15 protein-coding genes and 3 tRNA genes are annotated in these 17,360 nt (G+C 54.9%); 6 read left to right on the top strand and 12 right to left on the bottom strand.

Going from position 1 to position 17,360, the window contains the following annotated elements; all coding sequences use genetic code 11:
• The first annotated feature begins 157 nt into the window (after nt 1-157).
• The 6 genes from AAAH10_RS10070 (at nt 158) to AAAH10_RS10045 (ending at nt 4,020) form a co-directional block, all read left to right on the top strand.
• Nucleotides 158-233, top strand: a tRNA-Glu gene (locus tag AAAH10_RS10070).
• 46 nt (nt 234-279) lie between these two features.
• Nucleotides 280-355, top strand: a tRNA-Glu gene (locus AAAH10_RS10065).
• Between the two features lie 50 nt (nt 356-405).
• Nucleotides 406-481 (top strand) — tRNA-Glu (locus tag AAAH10_RS10060).
• Between the two features lie 190 nt (nt 482-671).
• The gene (locus tag AAAH10_RS10055) at nt 672-1,781 is read left to right on the top strand and encodes a cystathionine gamma-lyase (RefSeq protein WP_343563090.1); all 1,110 of its coding nucleotides are present in this window, start codon (nt 672-674) and stop codon (nt 1,779-1,781) included.
• A gap of 22 nt (nt 1,782-1,803) precedes the next feature.
• The gene (locus AAAH10_RS10050) at nt 1,804-2,739 is read left to right on the top strand and encodes a 4-hydroxyproline epimerase (protein ID WP_343563088.1); all 936 of its coding nucleotides are present in this window, start codon (nt 1,804-1,806) and stop codon (nt 2,737-2,739) included.
• Nucleotides 2,740-2,778: 39 nt separating this feature from the next.
• Entirely contained in the window at nt 2,779-4,020 is a 1,242-nt protein-coding gene (locus AAAH10_RS10045; protein WP_343563086.1) for an NAD(P)/FAD-dependent oxidoreductase, read from the top strand.
• A 21-nt stretch (nt 4,021-4,041) separates the two neighbouring features.
• Here AAAH10_RS10045 and AAAH10_RS10040 read toward each other — a convergent pair whose 3' ends face one another.
• From AAAH10_RS10040 to AAAH10_RS09985, 12 genes are all read right to left on the bottom strand, one after another.
• Nucleotides 4,042-4,914: a substrate-binding periplasmic protein gene (locus AAAH10_RS10040; RefSeq protein ID WP_343563084.1), complete on the bottom strand. Its 873-nt coding sequence runs from the start codon at nt 4,912-4,914 to the stop codon at nt 4,042-4,044.
• 53 nt (nt 4,915-4,967) lie between these two features.
• Nucleotides 4,968-7,034, bottom strand: coding sequence for a PAS domain S-box protein (locus AAAH10_RS10035; RefSeq protein ID WP_343563083.1), 2,067 nt, complete (start codon nt 7,032-7,034; stop codon nt 4,968-4,970).
• A gap of 99 nt (nt 7,035-7,133) precedes the next feature.
• On the bottom strand, nt 7,134-7,760 hold the full coding sequence (locus AAAH10_RS10030) for a thymidine kinase (protein WP_343563081.1): 627 nt from the start codon (nt 7,758-7,760) through the stop codon (nt 7,134-7,136).
• A 40-nt stretch (nt 7,761-7,800) separates the two neighbouring features.
• Nucleotides 7,801-8,787, bottom strand: a complete 987-nt coding sequence (locus AAAH10_RS10025) for an adenosine deaminase (RefSeq protein WP_343563079.1) — start codon at nt 8,785-8,787, stop codon at nt 7,801-7,803.
• The gene (locus AAAH10_RS10020; RefSeq protein ID WP_343563077.1) at nt 8,784-10,028 is read right to left on the bottom strand and encodes a phosphopentomutase; all 1,245 of its coding nucleotides are present in this window, start codon (nt 10,026-10,028) and stop codon (nt 8,784-8,786) included. The genes AAAH10_RS10025 and AAAH10_RS10020 overlap by 4 nt, the downstream gene beginning before the upstream one ends.
• Before the next feature lie 20 nt (nt 10,029-10,048).
• Nucleotides 10,049-11,380 (bottom strand): thymidine phosphorylase, encoded by a 1,332-nt coding sequence (deoA, locus tag AAAH10_RS10015; RefSeq protein WP_343563075.1) that lies wholly within the window; start codon nt 11,378-11,380, stop codon nt 10,049-10,051.
• Between the two features lie 23 nt (nt 11,381-11,403).
• Entirely contained in the window at nt 11,404-12,177 is a 774-nt protein-coding gene (gene deoC, locus AAAH10_RS10010) for a deoxyribose-phosphate aldolase (protein ID WP_343563073.1), read from the bottom strand.
• Nucleotides 12,174-13,001 (bottom strand): purine-nucleoside phosphorylase, encoded by an 828-nt coding sequence (locus AAAH10_RS10005; protein ID WP_343563071.1) that lies wholly within the window; start codon nt 12,999-13,001, stop codon nt 12,174-12,176. Before AAAH10_RS10005 ends, deoC begins: the two co-directional genes overlap by 4 nt.
• A 137-nt stretch (nt 13,002-13,138) precedes the next feature.
• Nucleotides 13,139-13,552, bottom strand: a complete 414-nt coding sequence (cdd, locus tag AAAH10_RS10000) for a cytidine deaminase (protein ID WP_343563069.1) — start codon at nt 13,550-13,552, stop codon at nt 13,139-13,141.
• Between the two features lie 2 nt (nt 13,553-13,554).
• A complete protein-coding gene (locus AAAH10_RS09995) occupies nt 13,555-14,532 on the bottom strand; it encodes an ABC transporter permease (RefSeq protein ID WP_343563067.1) in 978 nt (325 codons plus the stop codon).
• Nucleotides 14,533-14,537: 5 nt separating this feature from the next.
• Nucleotides 14,538-15,674, bottom strand: a complete 1,137-nt coding sequence (locus AAAH10_RS09990) for an ABC transporter permease (protein WP_343563065.1) — start codon at nt 15,672-15,674, stop codon at nt 14,538-14,540.
• 3 nt (nt 15,675-15,677) lie between these two features.
• Nucleotides 15,678-17,276, bottom strand: coding sequence for an ABC transporter ATP-binding protein (locus tag AAAH10_RS09985; protein WP_343563063.1), 1,599 nt, complete (start codon nt 17,274-17,276; stop codon nt 15,678-15,680).
• Between the last annotated feature and the right edge of the window lie 84 nt (nt 17,277-17,360).

Below are 17,360 nucleotides of genomic sequence, written 5' to 3'. Positions count from 1 at the left end.
TTTTTCTTTCTGTATCGGTTTTAAATCCCGGAAAACCGCAGAAAAGCTTGATTTGGAAGCGATCTTTGTTTTTCTGCAAAGAAAAAGTCACAAAGACGCACAAAAGTCCTTGCAAAGGAACAGGGATGCGGGGTAAACACACCCTCGTTGAGCCGCTGACCCCTTCGTCTAGAGGCCTAGGACACCGCCCTTTCACGGCGGCAACACGGGTTCGAATCCCGTAGGGGTCGCCAGCTCAGCTCGACACAGCTCTGAACAAGAGTGATCAGACTTGCCCTTGACCCCTTCGTCTAGAGGCCTAGGACACCGCCCTTTCACGGCGGCAACACGGGTTCGAATCCCGTAGGGGTCGCCAGTCTGATCCGGTTTTTCGAGCCGTGACAAGAGAGTGCTTTGCACCACAGTGACCCCTTCGTCTAGAGGCCTAGGACACCGCCCTTTCACGGCGGCAACACGGGTTCGAATCCCGTAGGGGTCGCCACTCTCTCTTACCAGTTGGCATGATGATCTGTTCACTCGCTTGTGGCCCGGCCCTTGCGGGTTTTTTGTTGTCTGTCTTTTCCCGTTTCCAAATCTTTTTGAAAGCAGGGCCACATCGGACTTGCTTTGCGTTCCAGTCTGTCACACACTCGCATCAGATTTTGTAGACTCTTTGTAGACATGATTTCGAGATGACTGAAAACACACGCTTTAAAGCCGGAGAATTGCTGCATTTAAGAGGGCAGAGCCTTTCCAGGGGAGAGCCGGTTGCCTTGCCTCTGGTGCAGAGTTCCATGTACCACCTGCCTGGACAACCGGATGAAAGCCCGGGCTACGGGCGTGTCACAAACCCGACCTGGGATCATCTGGAGCACGTGCTGGCGCATATGGAACAGGCACCCTGTCTGGCCTTCCCCTCCGGAATGGCGGCAATCGCTGCGGCGCTTTTTGCAACGCTGAAAGCAGGTGATCGCCTGCTTGTTCCCTCTGATGGCTATTATGTCACCCGAAGGCTGTCGGAACGCTTTCTGGCTCAGCTTGGTGTGAGTGTCGAGCAGCGCCCCACAGCGACTTTTGCAGATGGTGGTTTCGAAGGCTTTGCTGTTGTCTTCCTGGAAACACCATCGAACCCGGGTCTGGATGTGATCGATCTCAAAGAGGTGTCTTCGGCTGTCAGGAGCTCTGGTGGAATAACCATTGCCGACAATACGACCATGACGCCACTGGGGCAGCGCCCCCTTGATCTGGGTGTTGATATTGTTGTGGCGTCAGACACGAAATCACCGGGTGGGCATTCCGATCTTCTGATGGGGCACATGGCCTGTCGGGATGAGAGCATCATGGAAGCAGCCCGTGAATGGCGAACCTTCTCCGGTTCCATTCCCTCTGCCCATGAATGCTGGCTTTTGCACAGGGGGCTGGAGAGTTTCGAGGTCCGGTTTGAACGCATGTGTACGACGGCCGGGGTTGTTGCAGAACGCCTGCAGGATCATCCGGCCGTGCGTTCTGTTCGCTACCCGGGTTTGCCGGATGATCCGGCGCATGCCCTTTCTGCCCGGCAGATGGATCGCTTCGGTTTTCTTTTGTCCCTGACGCTTGAAAGTGAAGGGAAGGCCGAAGCCTTTATCAATGGCTGTTCCCTGTTGCGCCCGGCGACTTCCTTTGGTGGTCTTCATTCCTCTGCTGAACGCAGGGCACGCTGGGGAGATGCCGTTGATCCGGCTTTCGTTCGTCTTTCGGTGGGCTGTGAACCGGTTGAAGAACTCTGGTCCGCTTTGAAGCAGTCTCTCGACAACCTCTGATTTACCGGAAAGGGTACAGGACATGATCCGTGTAATTGACAGTCACACTGAAGGTGAACCAACCCGTGTTATCGTCGAGGGTGGTCCGGATCTGGGAGAAGGGACCGTTGCCGAACGCGCTTTGCGACTTGAGCAGGAACACAGCGCGTTTTGCCAGTCGGTGCTGCTGGAGCCCCGGGGACACGACGCCATGGTTGGCGCCTTGCTGGTTGAACCTTCCCGCCCGGACTGTGTTGCAGGGGTTGTCTATTTCAATCCTGTCGGAAATCTGGGGATGTGTGGACATGCAACGATTGGCCTTGCTGTCACACTCGGTTTTATGGGGCGGATCAAGGAAGGCCAGCACCGGATTGAAACGCCCGTGGGTGTGGTGGAGATTACTCTTCATGCAGACAACTCTGTTTCTGTCGTCAATGTCGAGAGCTATCGCCTGCACAGGGATGTTCAGGTAGACGTTGAGGGGTATGGCGTTGTTACGGGTGATGTGGCCTGGGGAGGAAACTGGTTCTTTCTCACTGACGATCGCCCCTGCGCACTGAAGCTTTCAGAGTTGACCCGCCTGACAGCCTTTTCACTTTCTGTTCGCAAAGCGCTGGAAAAGGCCGGCATTACAGGAAGGGACGGCGCATGGATCGACCATGTGGAACTGTTGTCGTCTGCACATTCGGAGGATGCGGATGCGCGCAACTTTGTGCTTTGTCCCGGTGGGGCCTATGACCGTTCCCCCTGTGGAACAGGCTGCTCCGCCAAGATGGCGTGTCTTGCCGAGGATGGCAAGCTTGATGCCGGGGTGGAATGGGTTCAGGAAAGTGTTATCGACAGCTGCTATCGTCTGAGCTACCAGCCCGGTGAGAGGGGTGGTGTGATCCCGACGGTGACAGGGCGTGCCTTTGTAACGGCAGAAGCCAGTCTCCTTTTTCATGATGCCGATCCCTATGCCAGGGGCATTACAGCCTGACCTTCCTTTCCTGTTGTCTGAAGTTGAGAGAACGCACCCATGTCAAAGACACCTGTAATTGTTATCGGGGCAGGGATCATTGGAACGACCTCTGCCCTTGCCCTTCAGGAGCATGGTTATGCCGTTACCCTGCTGGGCAGGGATGATGCCTCTCTGGCGGCCTCATCGCGCAATGCCGGGGCTTTTGCCTTCAGCGAGGTGATTCCGCTGGCCACACCGGGTATCATGCGCAAGGCTCCGAAATGGCTGCTTGATCCGCTTGGACCGCTTTCTGTTCCTCCATCCTATCTGCCCTCCATTGCGCCCTGGCTGCTGAAATTCTGGCGGGCCAGCTGGACGGACCGTTATGAGGCCTCTGTCCGGGCGCAAACAGCCCTGATGGGCTTTTCCAGGGAAGCTCTCTTTGCCCTTATGAAAAAAGTATCGGGAGAGCACTTTCTGGTCAAAAAGGGACAGATGCAGCTCTATGAGGGGGAGGCCGAGTTCAGGGCTTCCATACCTTTCTGGGACATTCGCAGGGAACTTGGTGTTCGCTATGATTTGCTGGAAAGCCCGGAAGCCATTGCAGAAATCCAGCCCGGTCTGGACAGGCGCTTTACGCATGGCGGATTTACACCTGACTGGGTGAATTGCTGCGATCCGGCAAGCTGGCTCCGGTTTCTTAAAGAGGCCTTTGTGGAACAGGGCGGGCAAATCGTCCAGGCCGAAGCCCTGTCGCTCAGGGACAGGGGACAGGATGTTGAAGTGCTGACCTCTTCCGGTGCTTATGATGCCGCGAAGGTTGTTGTTTCAGCCGGAGCCTGGTCACACCGGCTGGCTGCAACGCTTGGGGACAGGATACCGCTTGAAACAGAACGGGGATACAACACGACCTTGCCGGAGGGCTCTCTTGATCTGCGCACACATCTGACCTTCAGCGGCCATGGCTTCGTCATTTCGGAAATTGACGGGAAGATCAGGGTTGGTGGTGCGGTCGAGCTTGGCGGACTGGAAAGAGCCCCTGATTACCGGCGTGCCAAAATCCTGCTGGACAAGGCCAGAAGCTTCCTGCCTGAGCTGAAGACGGATGATGGCGAACAGTGGATGGGGTTCAGACCGTCCATCCCTGACTCCCTGCCTGTGATCGACTACTCTCCACAGTCCCGGCGCGTTGTCTATGCCTTTGGACACGGGCATCTGGGCCTGACCCAGTCAGCCGGGACGGCACAGCTTGTTGCCGGACTGGTTTCAGAGCAGCATGCCGACTTTGATCTGAAGGCCTTTTCTGCAGGTCGCTTCTAGCGTATCAGTGTGTTTGGTTTATCAGCGTGTTTTGGCGTGTTTCAGACGTCGAACCGGCTGAGTGTTTGTGATGCCGTATTTTTCGTGAAGGACTTTTGCTTCAGGGGATTTGCGGACCTTGTCCATGGCCTGTTGCAGTAGTTTCAGGGCGGCCTTGTCCGTTGCATGGTTGGCGGCGATGTAAATGGCAGCATCGCCGAGAACGGCAGTGATTTCAAACTCGTCCAGCAGGTCCGCTTCATTGAGTTTGAACTCGATAACATCCTGACCATAGGCCCAGTAGTGAACCCGGTCCTTGCGGATCAGATCGATAATACTGTCCGGGTCCGGGGTCAGAAGCGTTTCGTCTTCACCGATACCGGCTCTTTCGAGATATTCGAGTGTGATATCTCCGCGAACTGTTGCAATTCTGAAGCTGCCACGGGGATGGGAGGTGGCTTCGACATCCTCGTGGAGACGATGAACGATGACAAAGCGTTCGCTTGTTTCGGAGAAGGGACCCACCCACTGGAACAGCTCTTCTCTCATGGGGGAACGGACGATGCCAACCAGGGCCGAATTTGGCAGGTTGAGAGTGCGTTTGTAGGCTCTTGCCCACGGCACAATGCGCACAAGATCCTGTGCGCTTTTGCTCAGGCCGATTTCCTTGAAGGCAAGGTCCAGCAGTTCGATATAGAGACCTGTAAGTTCGCCATCCTCCTCGTACTGATAGGGAGGGTAGCTTTCGGTCATGTAGGTGAGTTTTTCGAGCGTTTCAACGGCATCCTGTGCCTTGAGCGGGAAAGGCAGCCAGATCGATATCAGGCACAGCACAAGCCCCGCTGCCCTGCGGACAGGATGAGGCAGGCAGGAGACAACTGCCTTGAGATGATCTGAAACAGGCGTCCGGGACAACGCATACACCTTCTTTGCTTCAGCAGGACAAGGGCGCAAAAGGCCCGTTCCTGTCAGGTGCCAGAAGAGTCCTTAAGGCCTCTCAAAGCCTTTACTGTATCGTTGATCAGTTGAAGTGCTTCTGAAGTGTCTTCAGAACCATCAGCGCCTGACTGTTGGATGAGCTTGGAGGCTTTTTCGATATCCGGCAGGGATTTTGCGAGTGTTTTATTGATGTTCTCATTGGCTGTGTCAGCCTTTTCCAAAGCATTCTTGAGTGCTTTCTGATCCAGATAGCGTCTTGTAATGTCTCGTGCAAGTATTATGACCTGCTGTTCTTCAGTTTTTTCGGCGCGAATAAGGGAAGCCCGTCCCTCAAACCAGAATTCGGTGTTGTGAAGTTTCAGATTGTATTCGAAAGACTGGGTTTCGCCCTTTTCCAGAGTGTCTTTGATAACCTTCTGCCAGAACTCGGTTTTTTCTCTTGATGCAAAGGCTGTCAGGGGCTTCCCGACAACGTGCTCCCTGTTCATGTAGAGCAGGCCTTCATCACCATAGACGTCAATCATGACACCGTCGTTGGAGATCACCATTTCCAGATCAGGCATGGAGCGCATATGGGCCCGCAGGTGTGATTCGCTCTTGAGCAGGGCCTCCTGGGTGGAGCGCTGTGATGTGACGTTCTGAACGGTTCCCTCGTAATAGAGCAGTTCACCGTTGTCGCCGTGCACCGGGTTGATGTTTTCACTGATCCAGATGTTCTTTTCTGCATGGCGCACCCGGACTTCCGAAACAAGGTTTTCAACCATTTTGCTGTTTTGCATGTTCTCGTGGATAAATGCGAGACGATTGCTGTCACAATACCAGTTGCTCATGGCAGTGGCATCCGGGTTGGCAAGGACCTGATCCTCGTTTTCGTATCCCAGAAGACGGCAGAGATAGGGATTGGCCTTGAGCAGTTGCCCGTCTGTATTGGCCCGGTAAATACCGATTGCAGCGTTGTTGAAGATGTCCTTGTAGCTCCGTTCGATTTCGCTCAGGGATTTCTTCTTTGCCTGCAGATCGCTGTGGAGGGCGGATTCCGTTTTGGCAAACTGTTCCTTCTGCTGACGGAAGAGATAGAACATGACGACAATCAAGAGCGCAGAGAGACCTGTGACAACAAGAATGATCTGTTCTCTGAGGTTGGAAAAGGCGGCTGAAATTTCCTTGTCCGGTGCGGAAAGGGCAATCACAAAGGTGCGGCCATCCAGTTTGGCACTGTTCCAGGCGATCAGCTTTCTGGATTGCTGTCCGGTATCGCGGTCCACTGTAAAGGTGTATTCGTCCTGACCGCTGTCCTCGCTGACCAGACGTCTGTCGATACGCAGAACTTCGGGAAAGTTTTCGTGCATGCCGCCAAAAACATTCTGGCCGATGATTTCCATCTCGTGATCGTAAATCACCATGCCGTCCTCATTGAGCATGTAACCCGCGCCATATTGACCGGACCTCAGATCACGGACGAAGCGCTCGGAGAGCAGGCCGACATCAACCAGCGCAACGAAGGCACCGGCAAAGCTGTTGATTTTTGGAGTGCGAACAGGAAAGAGCAGGGCAAAGAACTGCTCCTCCGGTGTGGCATGAATAGGTGTAACGATCCGGTTGATGCTGTTTTGCTGCAGGGCATTCCAGTTTTCATCCACCCATTTTTGAATCTGCTTTTTCTCTTCTTCCGTGTCGTGACCTTCCTTGCTGACGTTAAAAATGGTCTCACCATTCTGGTCAAGGAAGATGTTCTGAATGACAAAGGAATTCAAAGAGAGGTTCTGTTTGATAAGCCGGAGGGATTCTGCTTCATCGATTTGCCGGGTCAGCAAGGGTTCGATCGCGCTTTGCAGGGTCTGTTCAGAGGTCAGAAGGGTGGTGTTGAGACTTTCCTGAAAGCCTTTTGCCGAGAGGTTTGTGTCCAGTAACTGTTGATCGTTAAAAGACGATTCCTGTTGGCGGATGGCGAATTCCTCAATTCTGAGAATCAGGAAAACAAAGAGGCCTATCATTGCCAGGCCAAGGCAAAAATAGGGGAGGATCGATTTGATCAGGTTTGTTCTTTTGTTTGCCCCTGCTCCGTACCCAGCAAATTCAGCGTCCTTGTCGAGCATTATTCTCTCCGGTTTTTCACCACACCATAACATGAATCGTTTTTTGTATAAACAAAGAGCAATTCTTATTTTACCGAGAGTTAGAATAGGAGAAAGGAGTTAACGATCCTTGAACAAGGGTTGTTGTTTGTACTCTTCACTCGTCTTACCGTGGTAAACGGCATCCTTGAAATGCTTCCGGCAAAGAGAAAGGTATCTGTCGTTTCCTCCGATTTCAACCTGTGCTCCGTCGCGAACAGGTTCTCCATCCTGATCCAGGCGAATAACCATATTTGCTTTTTTCCCGCAATGGCAAATGGTTTTCAGTTCCTGCAGGTTGTCAGCCCAGGCCAGAAGCTTCTCACTCCCCGGAAAGAGATTGCCCTGAAAGTCTGTCCGCAGTCCATAGGCCAGAACCGGAATATTCATTTCATCCACGATTTCACTGGCCTGGAAAACCTGCTCGTGGGTCATGAACTGGGCTTCATCGATAAAAACACAGTCAACAGCCCTGTTCTGACGGACCTGATCAACCATGGCATAGAGATTGTCTGTGGTCTGGTAAATCAGAGCCTCTTCGTTCAGGCCGATGCGGGAAGTAATTTTGCCCACGTCGTAGCGGTTGTCCACGGCTGCTGTGAAGAGCAGGGGCTGCATACCCCTTTCGCGGTAATTGTAACTGGATTGAAGCAGGACTGTCGATTTGCCTGCGTTCATTGTGGAATAGTAAAAATACAGCTTTGCCAATTGTTTAATTCACTTTTTCTGTTCTGCCTGCAAACTGTGCTCAGGGACATGCTTTTGCCAGCAGAGCCTGTTTGGTTGTTTCATCCGCGAAGGAATCTTCCAGGGCCATGCGGGTGACCTGAAGCAGCTCCTGTCTTGAAAAACCGAAGTCGCGGGCTGCTGTTTCGTATTCCTGACCGGCTGTTGTATGAAAAAACGGAGGATCGTCCGAATTCAGTGACAGACGGATACCATGGTCATAGAGCCTGCGAAGGGGATGAGCTTTGAAATCCGGATAGACGGACAGTGCAATGTTGCTGCCCGGGCAGACTTCAAGGGCAATGCCCCGTTCTTTCAGGGCATCCATCAGTGCGGGGTCCTCGATGGAGTGCACGCCGTGACCAATGCGTTGAACCGGCAGGTCATTGATGGCGTTCCACACACTCTGGGGGCCTGCCACCTCGCCAGCGTGGACATTGCATTTCAGACCTGCTTCCGCTGCGAGATTGTAGGCTGGTGCAAAATCGGCCGGACTGTGCGCATTCTCGTCGCCGCCCATACCGAAACCAACGACCATGGGATGGCTTGAGGCTGTTGCCATTCTGGCTACATTCAGTGCCTTTTCCGGTCCGAGGTGACGGACACAGGTGATGATGATGCGTCCGGTAATGCCAAAGTCCTTCTCGGCCTCTTCGATACCGGCAACAATGCCCTCCAGATGATCCTGGTACCCCATTCCCGAGGCAGCCGCATGGTCGGGAGAAGACATGGTCTCGACGTAGATGACCCCCTCGGCTGCACAGCGTTTGAGGTAGTCATAGGTGACATCGCGATAGTCTTCGGGCGTTCGAATGGCTGCGGATGCAAGATCATAGGCCTTCAGGAACTCGAGAAAATTGCTCCAGCGAAAACTGTCTTCCGGAGTGAAGAGATCATCCGAAAGAGTGTAGCCGTTCCGGGAAGCAAGTCGTCTGGTCAGTTCCGGTGTCAGCGTGCCTTCCAGATGGTTGTGGAGTTCCACTTTGGGCAGGGATTTCAGATCGCTCATTGTGACTGTACTGCCTTTTCAAAAACACTTGTGCCATGCGAGAGTGGCTGAAGATCCAGATAGTCTGCGACAGACTGCCCGATATCGGCAAAGGTCGGGCGCTGTCCGATGGAACCCTTCTGACTGACACCGGGGCCGAAGATCAGGACGGGAACCTGTTCACGGGTGTGATCTGTTCCACTCCAGCTTGGATCACAGCCGTGATCTGCTGTAATGACCACAATGTCATCGGGCTGCAGGAGAGCCTCGACCTCCGGCAGGCGGCCATCAAACTGTTCCAGCGCTGCAGCATAGCCGGGAATATCGCGGCGGTGACCGTAAAGGGCATCAAAGTCGACAAAGTTCGTAAAGGTCAGGGAGCCGTCCGGTGCTGATCTGATAGCCTTCAGGGTCTCGTCCATCAACTGGTCATGGCCGCTGGCCTTGACCACCTGTGTTACGCCCTGATGAGCATAGATATCGGCAACCTTGCCGATTGCGATAACCTCCCGTTCTGCGGTTTTCGCATGATCCAGCAGGGTTGGTGCAGGGGGCAGGACCGAATAGTCCCGGCGGTTTCCGGTACGCTGGAAATCTGTTGCGGACTCTCCCGTAAAGGGGCGGGCAATCACACGGCCGATATTGAGAGAGTCAACCAGATCGCGGGCAATCAGGCAAAGCTCCAGAAGGTGATCAAGGCCAAAGCTTTCTTCGTGAGCGGCAATCTGGAGCACGGAGTCTGCCGAGGTGTAAACAATTGGCTTGCCGCTGCTGAGGTGTTCCTCGCCAAGGCGGGCAATGATTTCTGTGCCCGAGGCATGACAATTCCCCAGCACGCCGGGCAGGTTGGCCTTTTCCACCAGAGCTTCGATCAGCTCATTGGGGAAGCAGGGAACTTCGTGGGGGAAATATCCCCAGTCAAACTGGACGGGCACACCTGCTATTTCCCAGTGACCGCTTGGTGTGTCCTTGCCGTTGCTCGTCTCGGCAGCAGAGCCAAAAAGGCCCTCGACGTTGTGCGCTGTGCTCAGGCCGGCCGGAACCCGGCCTGTTGCAATTTGAGCTGCATGGGCAAGGCCGAGGCGTTGCATGTTCGGGATTTGGAGAGCACCGTTCCCTGTCGAACGGTCATCTGCCTTTCCTTCGGCACAGGCTTTCGCAATATGTCCCAGAGTGTCAGAGCCTTCATCGCCGAAGGCTCTGGCATCGGGAGCGTTGCCAATTCCAAAGGAGTCCATCAGAAGAATAAAGGCTCTGGCCATTCTGTTCTTTCCCTGTTGCGTCAGCCGTTGGCTGCAATGCGTTTGAGGATCGCCGCTGTCGTTTCCGGTTTTTGGTCGGTGACGTTCAGGGCTGCCAGATAGGCTTCCTCTGCGGCCTTTGCCTGCTCTTCACTGTGTGCAAGAACGACCGCTGCCGGGGGGTGATCGGGACCGACCTGTGAACCAACAGGCTGAATGTCAACGAAACCGACAGCATGGTCGACAGGATCAGCCGCACGGATCCGTCCGCCCTTCATGGCGACAACCGCGACACCAATGTCACGGGTCTGCATGCCACCGATGAAGCCATTTTCAGGCGGGCGGATTTCCCTGCGAATAGAGGCCAGGCTCAGATGTTTCTCTGCATTGGCGCAAAAATCAACCGGACCACCAAGCGCGACGACCATCCTGTCAAAGACTTCGCAGGCCTTGCCGCTATCAAGAACTTCATTGACCCTGTTACGGGCAGAGGACAGATCATCGCTCAGGCCCGAGAGCAACAGCATCTCTGCACAGAGATCAACGGTGACCTCGTGCAGTCGGGCCTCGCGGTAATCGCCCCGCAGATAGAGCGCTGATTCGAGAATTTCGACAGCATTCCCGGCTGTTGGCCCGAGAACCTGGTTCATATCCGTGATCAGTGCCGTGGTTGGCAGGTCGGAGCCGTTTGCGACTGTCACAATGCTTTCGGCCAGTTCATTGGCCATTTCAAAGCTGTGACAGAAAGCGCCGTTACCGCATTTGATATCCATGGCCAGACCATCAAGCCCGGCTGCCATTTTCTTGGACAGGATAGAGGCTGTGATCAGGGGCACGGACTCAACAGTCGCGGTGACATCGCGAATACCATAGAAGCGTTTGTCTGCCGGTGCCAGATCCGCGGTTTGACCAATGATGGCGCAGCCGACATCCGAAGTGACTTTCTGGAAGGTCTCGATATCCGGATTGGTGTTGTAACCCGGTATGGAATTGAGCTTGTCCAGTGTGCCGCCCGTGTGACCCAGTCCGCGGCCTGAAATCATGGGAACAAAACCGCCACAGGCTGCAACAATCGGTGCAAGCATCATGCTGACCTTGTCTCCGACACCGCCTGAGGAGTGCTTGTCGAGAACAGGACCGCGATCGGAAAGGAACTTCCAGCTGAGAACATCACCGGAATAGGTCATGTTGCGTGTCAGTTCCCTGCGCTCATCCATGGACATGCCCTGAAAGAAAACAGCCATGGCCAGGGCTGCAACCTGACCTTCGGTAACAGATTCGTCCTTGATGCCTTTGACAAAGAAGGCAATTTCCTCGGCAGTGAGATTTTCGCCCTCGCGTTTTTTGCGGATGATTTCCTGTGGGAGAAGCATGGGGACGCCTTCGTATCCTGTGATTAGTAGCTTGAGGAGGTGCCGCTGTCGGAACCGGAAGAGTGACCAAGGGAAGCCAGAAGGTCCGTCAGCAGGCCGCTTGCGCCGAAACGGAATGTTTTCGGGCTGATCCACTCAGGACCCATCACCTGCTCGGCAAAGCCCATGAAGCGATGGGCCTGTTCCGTTGTGCGGATGCCGCCGGAGGCCTTGAAGCCACAGCGGGCTCCGCTGTCACGAATGGCGTGCAGCATGGTCATTGCGGCCTGGGGAGTGGCAGAGACTTCGGTCTTGCCTGTGGAGGTTTTGATGATGTCTGCGCCTGCGCCGATGACAGCCCGTGAAAGGGTGTAAAGATCTTCCTGATCGGAGAAGGCACCGCTTTCCAGAATGACTTTCAGCAAGCCGCGCCCACTGCAAAGCTCGCTGCAGGCCTCGACCATGTCGGTGACCAGTCCGTGCTGGCCGTTTTGCCAGTCGCGGTAGGGAATGACGAGGTCGACTTCATTCGCACCGCTGTCCAGCAGGGCCTTTGTTTGCTCCCTGGCGGCGTCGAGACCTTCGTCACCACCGGGGAAGTTGGCAACGGCGGCAATCTGAATGCCCGTTCCGGCCAGTTCCTTTACAGCCAGCGGGACATGAGGGGCATAGACGCAGACGGCAGCAGTGGCTTGCGGCTGTTTGGCGCGATTGCAAAGGGCGATGATGTCGTTTTGTGTTTCATCCCCGTTCAGGCTGGTGAGATCCAGGCAGGAAATGGCCAGACGGGTGAGAGTGTTTTTGTCTTTTTCGCTCATGACAGGCTCTCCAGATACTGGATAAGGATGCGCTGGAAGTTCTGCGCGGCGCGATCTGCGTTATCCATGGTTTGTTCGTGAGACAGCGGTTCGTCATTCATACCCGCTGCATAGTTGGTGACGATTGATACGCCGGCAATTTTCATTCCGAGGAAGCGTCCGTAGATGACTTCCGGAACTGTCGACATCCCCACGGCATCTGCACCGAGAACGCGCGCCATGTTGATTTCGGCCGGTGTTTCGAAACTCGGGCCGGAGAACCACATATAGACCCCTTCTGTCAGGGGAATATCCAGTTCAAAGGCCGAGCGTTTCAGGCCGGAACGGATCGTCTCGTCATAGGCAGTTGTCATGTCGATGAAGCGTTCGGAGCCGCTTTCACCAATCAGGGGATTCAGGCCGCTGTAGTTGATATGGTCCTTGATCAGGATCAGCTCACCGGGGCCTGTCTCTTCCAGGAGGCTGCCGGCAGCATTTGTCAGAAACAGGGTTTTGACACCCAGTTCCCTGAGGGCCAGCAGGGCGGTTTTCATGCCATCGGGACGGCCGCTTTCGTAGTAGTGACTGCGGCCCTGCATCATGAAGACAGCCTGACCGCCGAGTGTTCCGAGATGCAGTGTTCCTGCGTGTCCCTCGACAGAGGGGCGCGGGAAACCGGGCAGATCGCTGTAGGAGATGGCAACGGCATCCCTGAGGGCTTCAACCAGCGGGCCAAGCCCCGAACCCAGAACAATGGCCTTGGTGGCTGTAAAGCCCGGGGCCCGTTCACGGATGATATCAGCAGCTGCGAGTGCTGTTTCCTTGATTTCTTGTGTGTTTTTCAATGACATTGAATTCTCTGATCTGTCGTTGTCTTGCTGTCTGATCACTATGCGGGTTCTGATCCGCCATTTTAACGGGGTACTGTGTCACAGGTGTTTTTGTTCCGTGACAGCTTTGTAAGAAGCGTCTGTGTGGACGCTTATTTGTCCAGATTGTCCGGGCCGAAAGAGTCAGGAAGCAGGGTTTCCAGATCATAACTCTTTCTGATGCTGTCCGGACCACAGACATGAATTCTGACATCCGGCGCGGCAAACTCCCGAATGCGCTGGCGACAGCCTCCACAGGGGGTGACAAGGGCATCGCCGTGTCCCATGACATAGATCTCGCTGATCTGGCGATCTCCGCCCATAATCATGGCAGAAATGGCAGAGGCTTCCGCACAACACCCTTGCGGGTAGGCCGCGTTTTCCACATTGCAGCCCTCATAGACCGTTCCGTTTTCGGAGACGATCACGGCGCCAACCTGAAAGTTGGAGTAGGGGGCATAGGCCTTTTCCATGGCCTGCCTTGCACGTTTCAGCAGTTCAGCTGTTTCCGGTTTGTTGCTGTTCATCTTCAGCGCTCCTTCACATAGGGGACGCCAATTGCCTTTGGCGCAACGGCCTTGCCGATGAAGCCTGCCAGCAGAACGACGGTCAGGACATAAGGCAGGGCCTGAACAAGCTGAACCGGAAGCTGGACGTCAAGTCCCGGAATGATGACGCCCTGCAGGCGAACCGCAAGGGCATCCAGAAAACCGAAAAGCAGACAGGCCAGCAATGCGGTTTTGGGGCGCCATTTCCCGAAGATCATGGCAGCGAGGGCAATGTAGCCCTGACCGGCTGTCATCTCGCGAACGAACTGGGCGTTCTGGGCCGTTGAAAGATAGGCCCCGGCGATGCCGCAGAGAATGCCTGCGCAGATCACCGCGCGATAGCGCAGGAAGGAGACAGAGATACCGGCAGTGTCAACGGCCTGGGGGTTTTCCCCGACAGCGCGCAGACGCAGACCGAACCGCGTGCGGTACAGCACCCACCAGGTCAGGGGGACCATGGCATAGGCGATGTAAACCAGCAGGGAATGCCCACTGACGACTTCCGCGTAGAACTGACCGAGAACCGGGATCTGTCCCAGAAGCTCGGAACCGATGAAATCAATGGGGGCAAAACGGGCATCACCGGAGAGATTTGGCGTTTGTCCGCCCTGTCTGAACCAGGCAATGCCCAGTGTGACAGTCAGGCCGGATGCAAGAATGTTGATCGCCAGACCGCTGACAACCTGGTTGCCACGGTGCGTGATACAGGCAAAGCCGTGGATCAGTGCCATCATGACGGAAATGCCGATTGCTGCAAAGAGCCCGACGAATGCAGAACCTGTCAGTGCCGCGACTGTTGCAGCTGCAAAGGCCCCGGCAAGCATCTTGCCTTCCAGGCCAATGTCAATGATCCCGGAGCGTTCCGAGAAGATCCCGGCCATGGCGCATAGCACCAGGGGCGTTGCAACACGCAGGGTTGAGTCGAGCGTCGAGAAAACGAGGAGCAGTGTATCATCCATGGTTCTTACTCCGCTGCCTGTGCTGTTGTGTTCCCGGGGCGTGTGAGTGCTGCGAACAGCCTTTCAATCCACGGCTTGGTCATGTAGGTGAGGGCGCCACTGAACAGGATGACAAGCCCCTGAATGGCGACAACCAGATCGCGCGTGACAGTCGGAACCTCAAAGGCCAGTTCCGCACCACCCTGATAGAGGGCACCGAACAGCAGGCTGGCCATGACAATCCCGACAGGATGAGCGCGTCCCATCAGGGCAACGGCAATGCCGGTAAAGCCTGCACCGGCGGTGAACTCCAGCAGGATGCGGTTGTGAACGCCCATGACTTCATTGATGCCGACAAAACCGGCGAGACCACCGGAAATGGCCATGGTCATGATGATTGTTTTCTTCGGGTCAATGCCGCTGTAGATCGTTGCGCTTTCATTGAAACCCAGCATGCGGATGGCATAACCCCAGCGGGTATGCCAGATCAGAACCCAGACAAAAATACAGGCAAAAAGCGCCAGAACGATGGAGAGATTCAGCGGGGAATAGGCCGCTTCAATGCCAAACCATCCCAGAACGTAGTGCATGTAGGGAACGCGTGCGGCTTCCTCGAAGCTGCGTGTTTCCGGTGACATGGAACCCGGTGCGATCAGCAGTTCAACCAGCAGGAAGTTCATCAGGACAAAGGCGATGAAGTTGAACATGATGGTAGTGATGACAATGTGGCTGCCGCGATAGGCTTGCAGACGTGCAGGGATATAGGCCCAGCCTGCACCGAAGAGGGCTGCCGCAACAATGGCAAGCGGGATCAGGGCCCAGAAGTTCAGCCACTGATCCAGAGCCAGAACCAGAAGGCCCACACCCAGCCCGCCGATGTAGGCCTGTCCCTCACCGCCGATATTGAAAAGGCTGGCGTGAAAGGCGACAGCGACAGCCAGTCCGGTAAAGATGAAGTTGGTGGTGTAGTAGAGTGTATACCCCAGGGCCTCGTCATAACCGAAGGCACCCTGGATCATGATCTCGACTGCCTGAACCGGATCTTCCCCGATTGCGAGGATGACAAGGGCCGAAGCCAGCAGGGCGAGAACGATGTTGATGGCCGGGATAACGGCAACATCAATCCATACGGGCAGGGCAGGTTTGCTTTGTGCAGAACTCATTTCCTAAGCCTCCTGCAGATCTTTAGCTTGTTCTTCAGGGGTCTCGCTGACTTTGGCATTGCCCATCATCAGCCCCAGTTTCTGGGTTGTGGCATTGCGTCCCTCGATCTCCCCGACAATCTGTCCGTCAAACATGACCAGAATCCTGTCACTCAGGGACATGATTTCTTCCAGCTCGACAGAAACCAGCAGGATGGCGTGGCCTTCATCGCGCATGCGGATCAGGTTCTTGTGAATAAACTCGATTGCACCGATGTCGACCCCGCGGGTTGGCTGTCCGACCAGCAGAACAGAGGGGCGGCGCTCCATTTCGCGGGCAAGGACCAGCTTTTGCTGGTTGCCACCGGAAAAGTTCGCGGATTTCAGGGACGGATCGGCAGGGCGCACATCGTAGGCTTCCATCAGCTCCAGACAATGAGCTTCGACCTTCTTGTTGTCCATCAGGATCGTGCCGTTGTAGGCCTTGTCATCATGGAAGCCCATAATGGCCGCTTCCTGTGCCTTGAACGCCTTGACCATGCCGGACTTCAACCGGTCTTCAGGGACGTGGCCGATGCTTTTGTTTCTGAAATCCTTTGCATCGGGAACGGTGGAGCTGTCAACTTTTGTTCCATCCGGGAGGGTCAGCGCGCCTTCCTGCAAGGGAACCATGCCACTCAGGATTTCCATCAGTTCTGTCTGACCGTTGCCCGAAACGCCGGCAATACCGACGATCTCACCGGAGCGAAGATCAAGATTGATGTCCTTGAGGCGCTGAACACCCTTGTCATCAAAATAATTGATGTTACGGGCCTGCATCAGAGCATCTCCTGCTTGGCGTTCGTCCTTTTCGGTTTTCAGTAGGACCTTGCGCCCGACCATCAACTCTGCCAGCTCTTCCTTGCTGGTGTCAGAGGTGCGGCGCTCAGCAACCATGGTGCCCTGGCGCATGACAGAAACATAGTCCGTGATCGCCATGATTTCCTGAAGCTTGTGCGTGATCAGAATCACACTGACTCCCCGGTTTCTCAGGGTGGCCAAAATTTTAAAGAGCTGATCTGCTTCCTGTGGTGTCAGAACGCCGGTTGGTTCATCCAGAATAAGGATCTCTGCACCGCGGTAGAGGGCCTTGAGGATTTCGACGCGTTGCTGCAATCCGACGGACAGCTCGCTTGTGACGATGTCGGGGTCCACATTCAGACCGAATTCATCAGCGAGGCGCTGGAGTTCCTGACGGGCCCTGTCCCGGCTTTCGTTCAGACGGGCACCGCTTTCGGCACCGAGCATGATGTTCTCAAGAACAGTGAAACGGTCAACCAGCATGAAGTGCTGGTGTACCATTCCGATACCGGATTCAATGGCCTGACGGGAGTTCTGGATTTTCAGAGGCTTGCCACCCAGCTGGATTTTACCGCTGTCTGCTTCGTAAAAACCGTAGAGAATGGACATCAGTGTTGACTTGCCGGCACCATTTTCACCGACGATACCGTGGATTGTTCCCTTGCGGACGGCAAGATTGACATCCCGATTTGCCTGAACAGGTCCAAAGGCCTTGTTGATATTGGTCAGTTCAATGGCGAGAGCAGTCGCCTGGTCTTGAGTATGCTGTGTCGGAGCAGACATAGGCTGTGATCACTGTAAGAATGAAAAAAGAAAAACGAAGGGAATACCTTCGCATGAAATTTTATATCCGGAAACAAAAAGCAG

It is taken from the genome of Carbonatibacter coralli, assembly GCF_039592655.1.
GTDB lineage: Bacteria > Pseudomonadota > Alphaproteobacteria > Kiloniellales > Kiloniellaceae > Carbonatibacter > Carbonatibacter coralli.
Note: the sequence above shows the minus strand (reverse complement) of the source record. Positions and strands in the feature narration are given on the sequence as shown.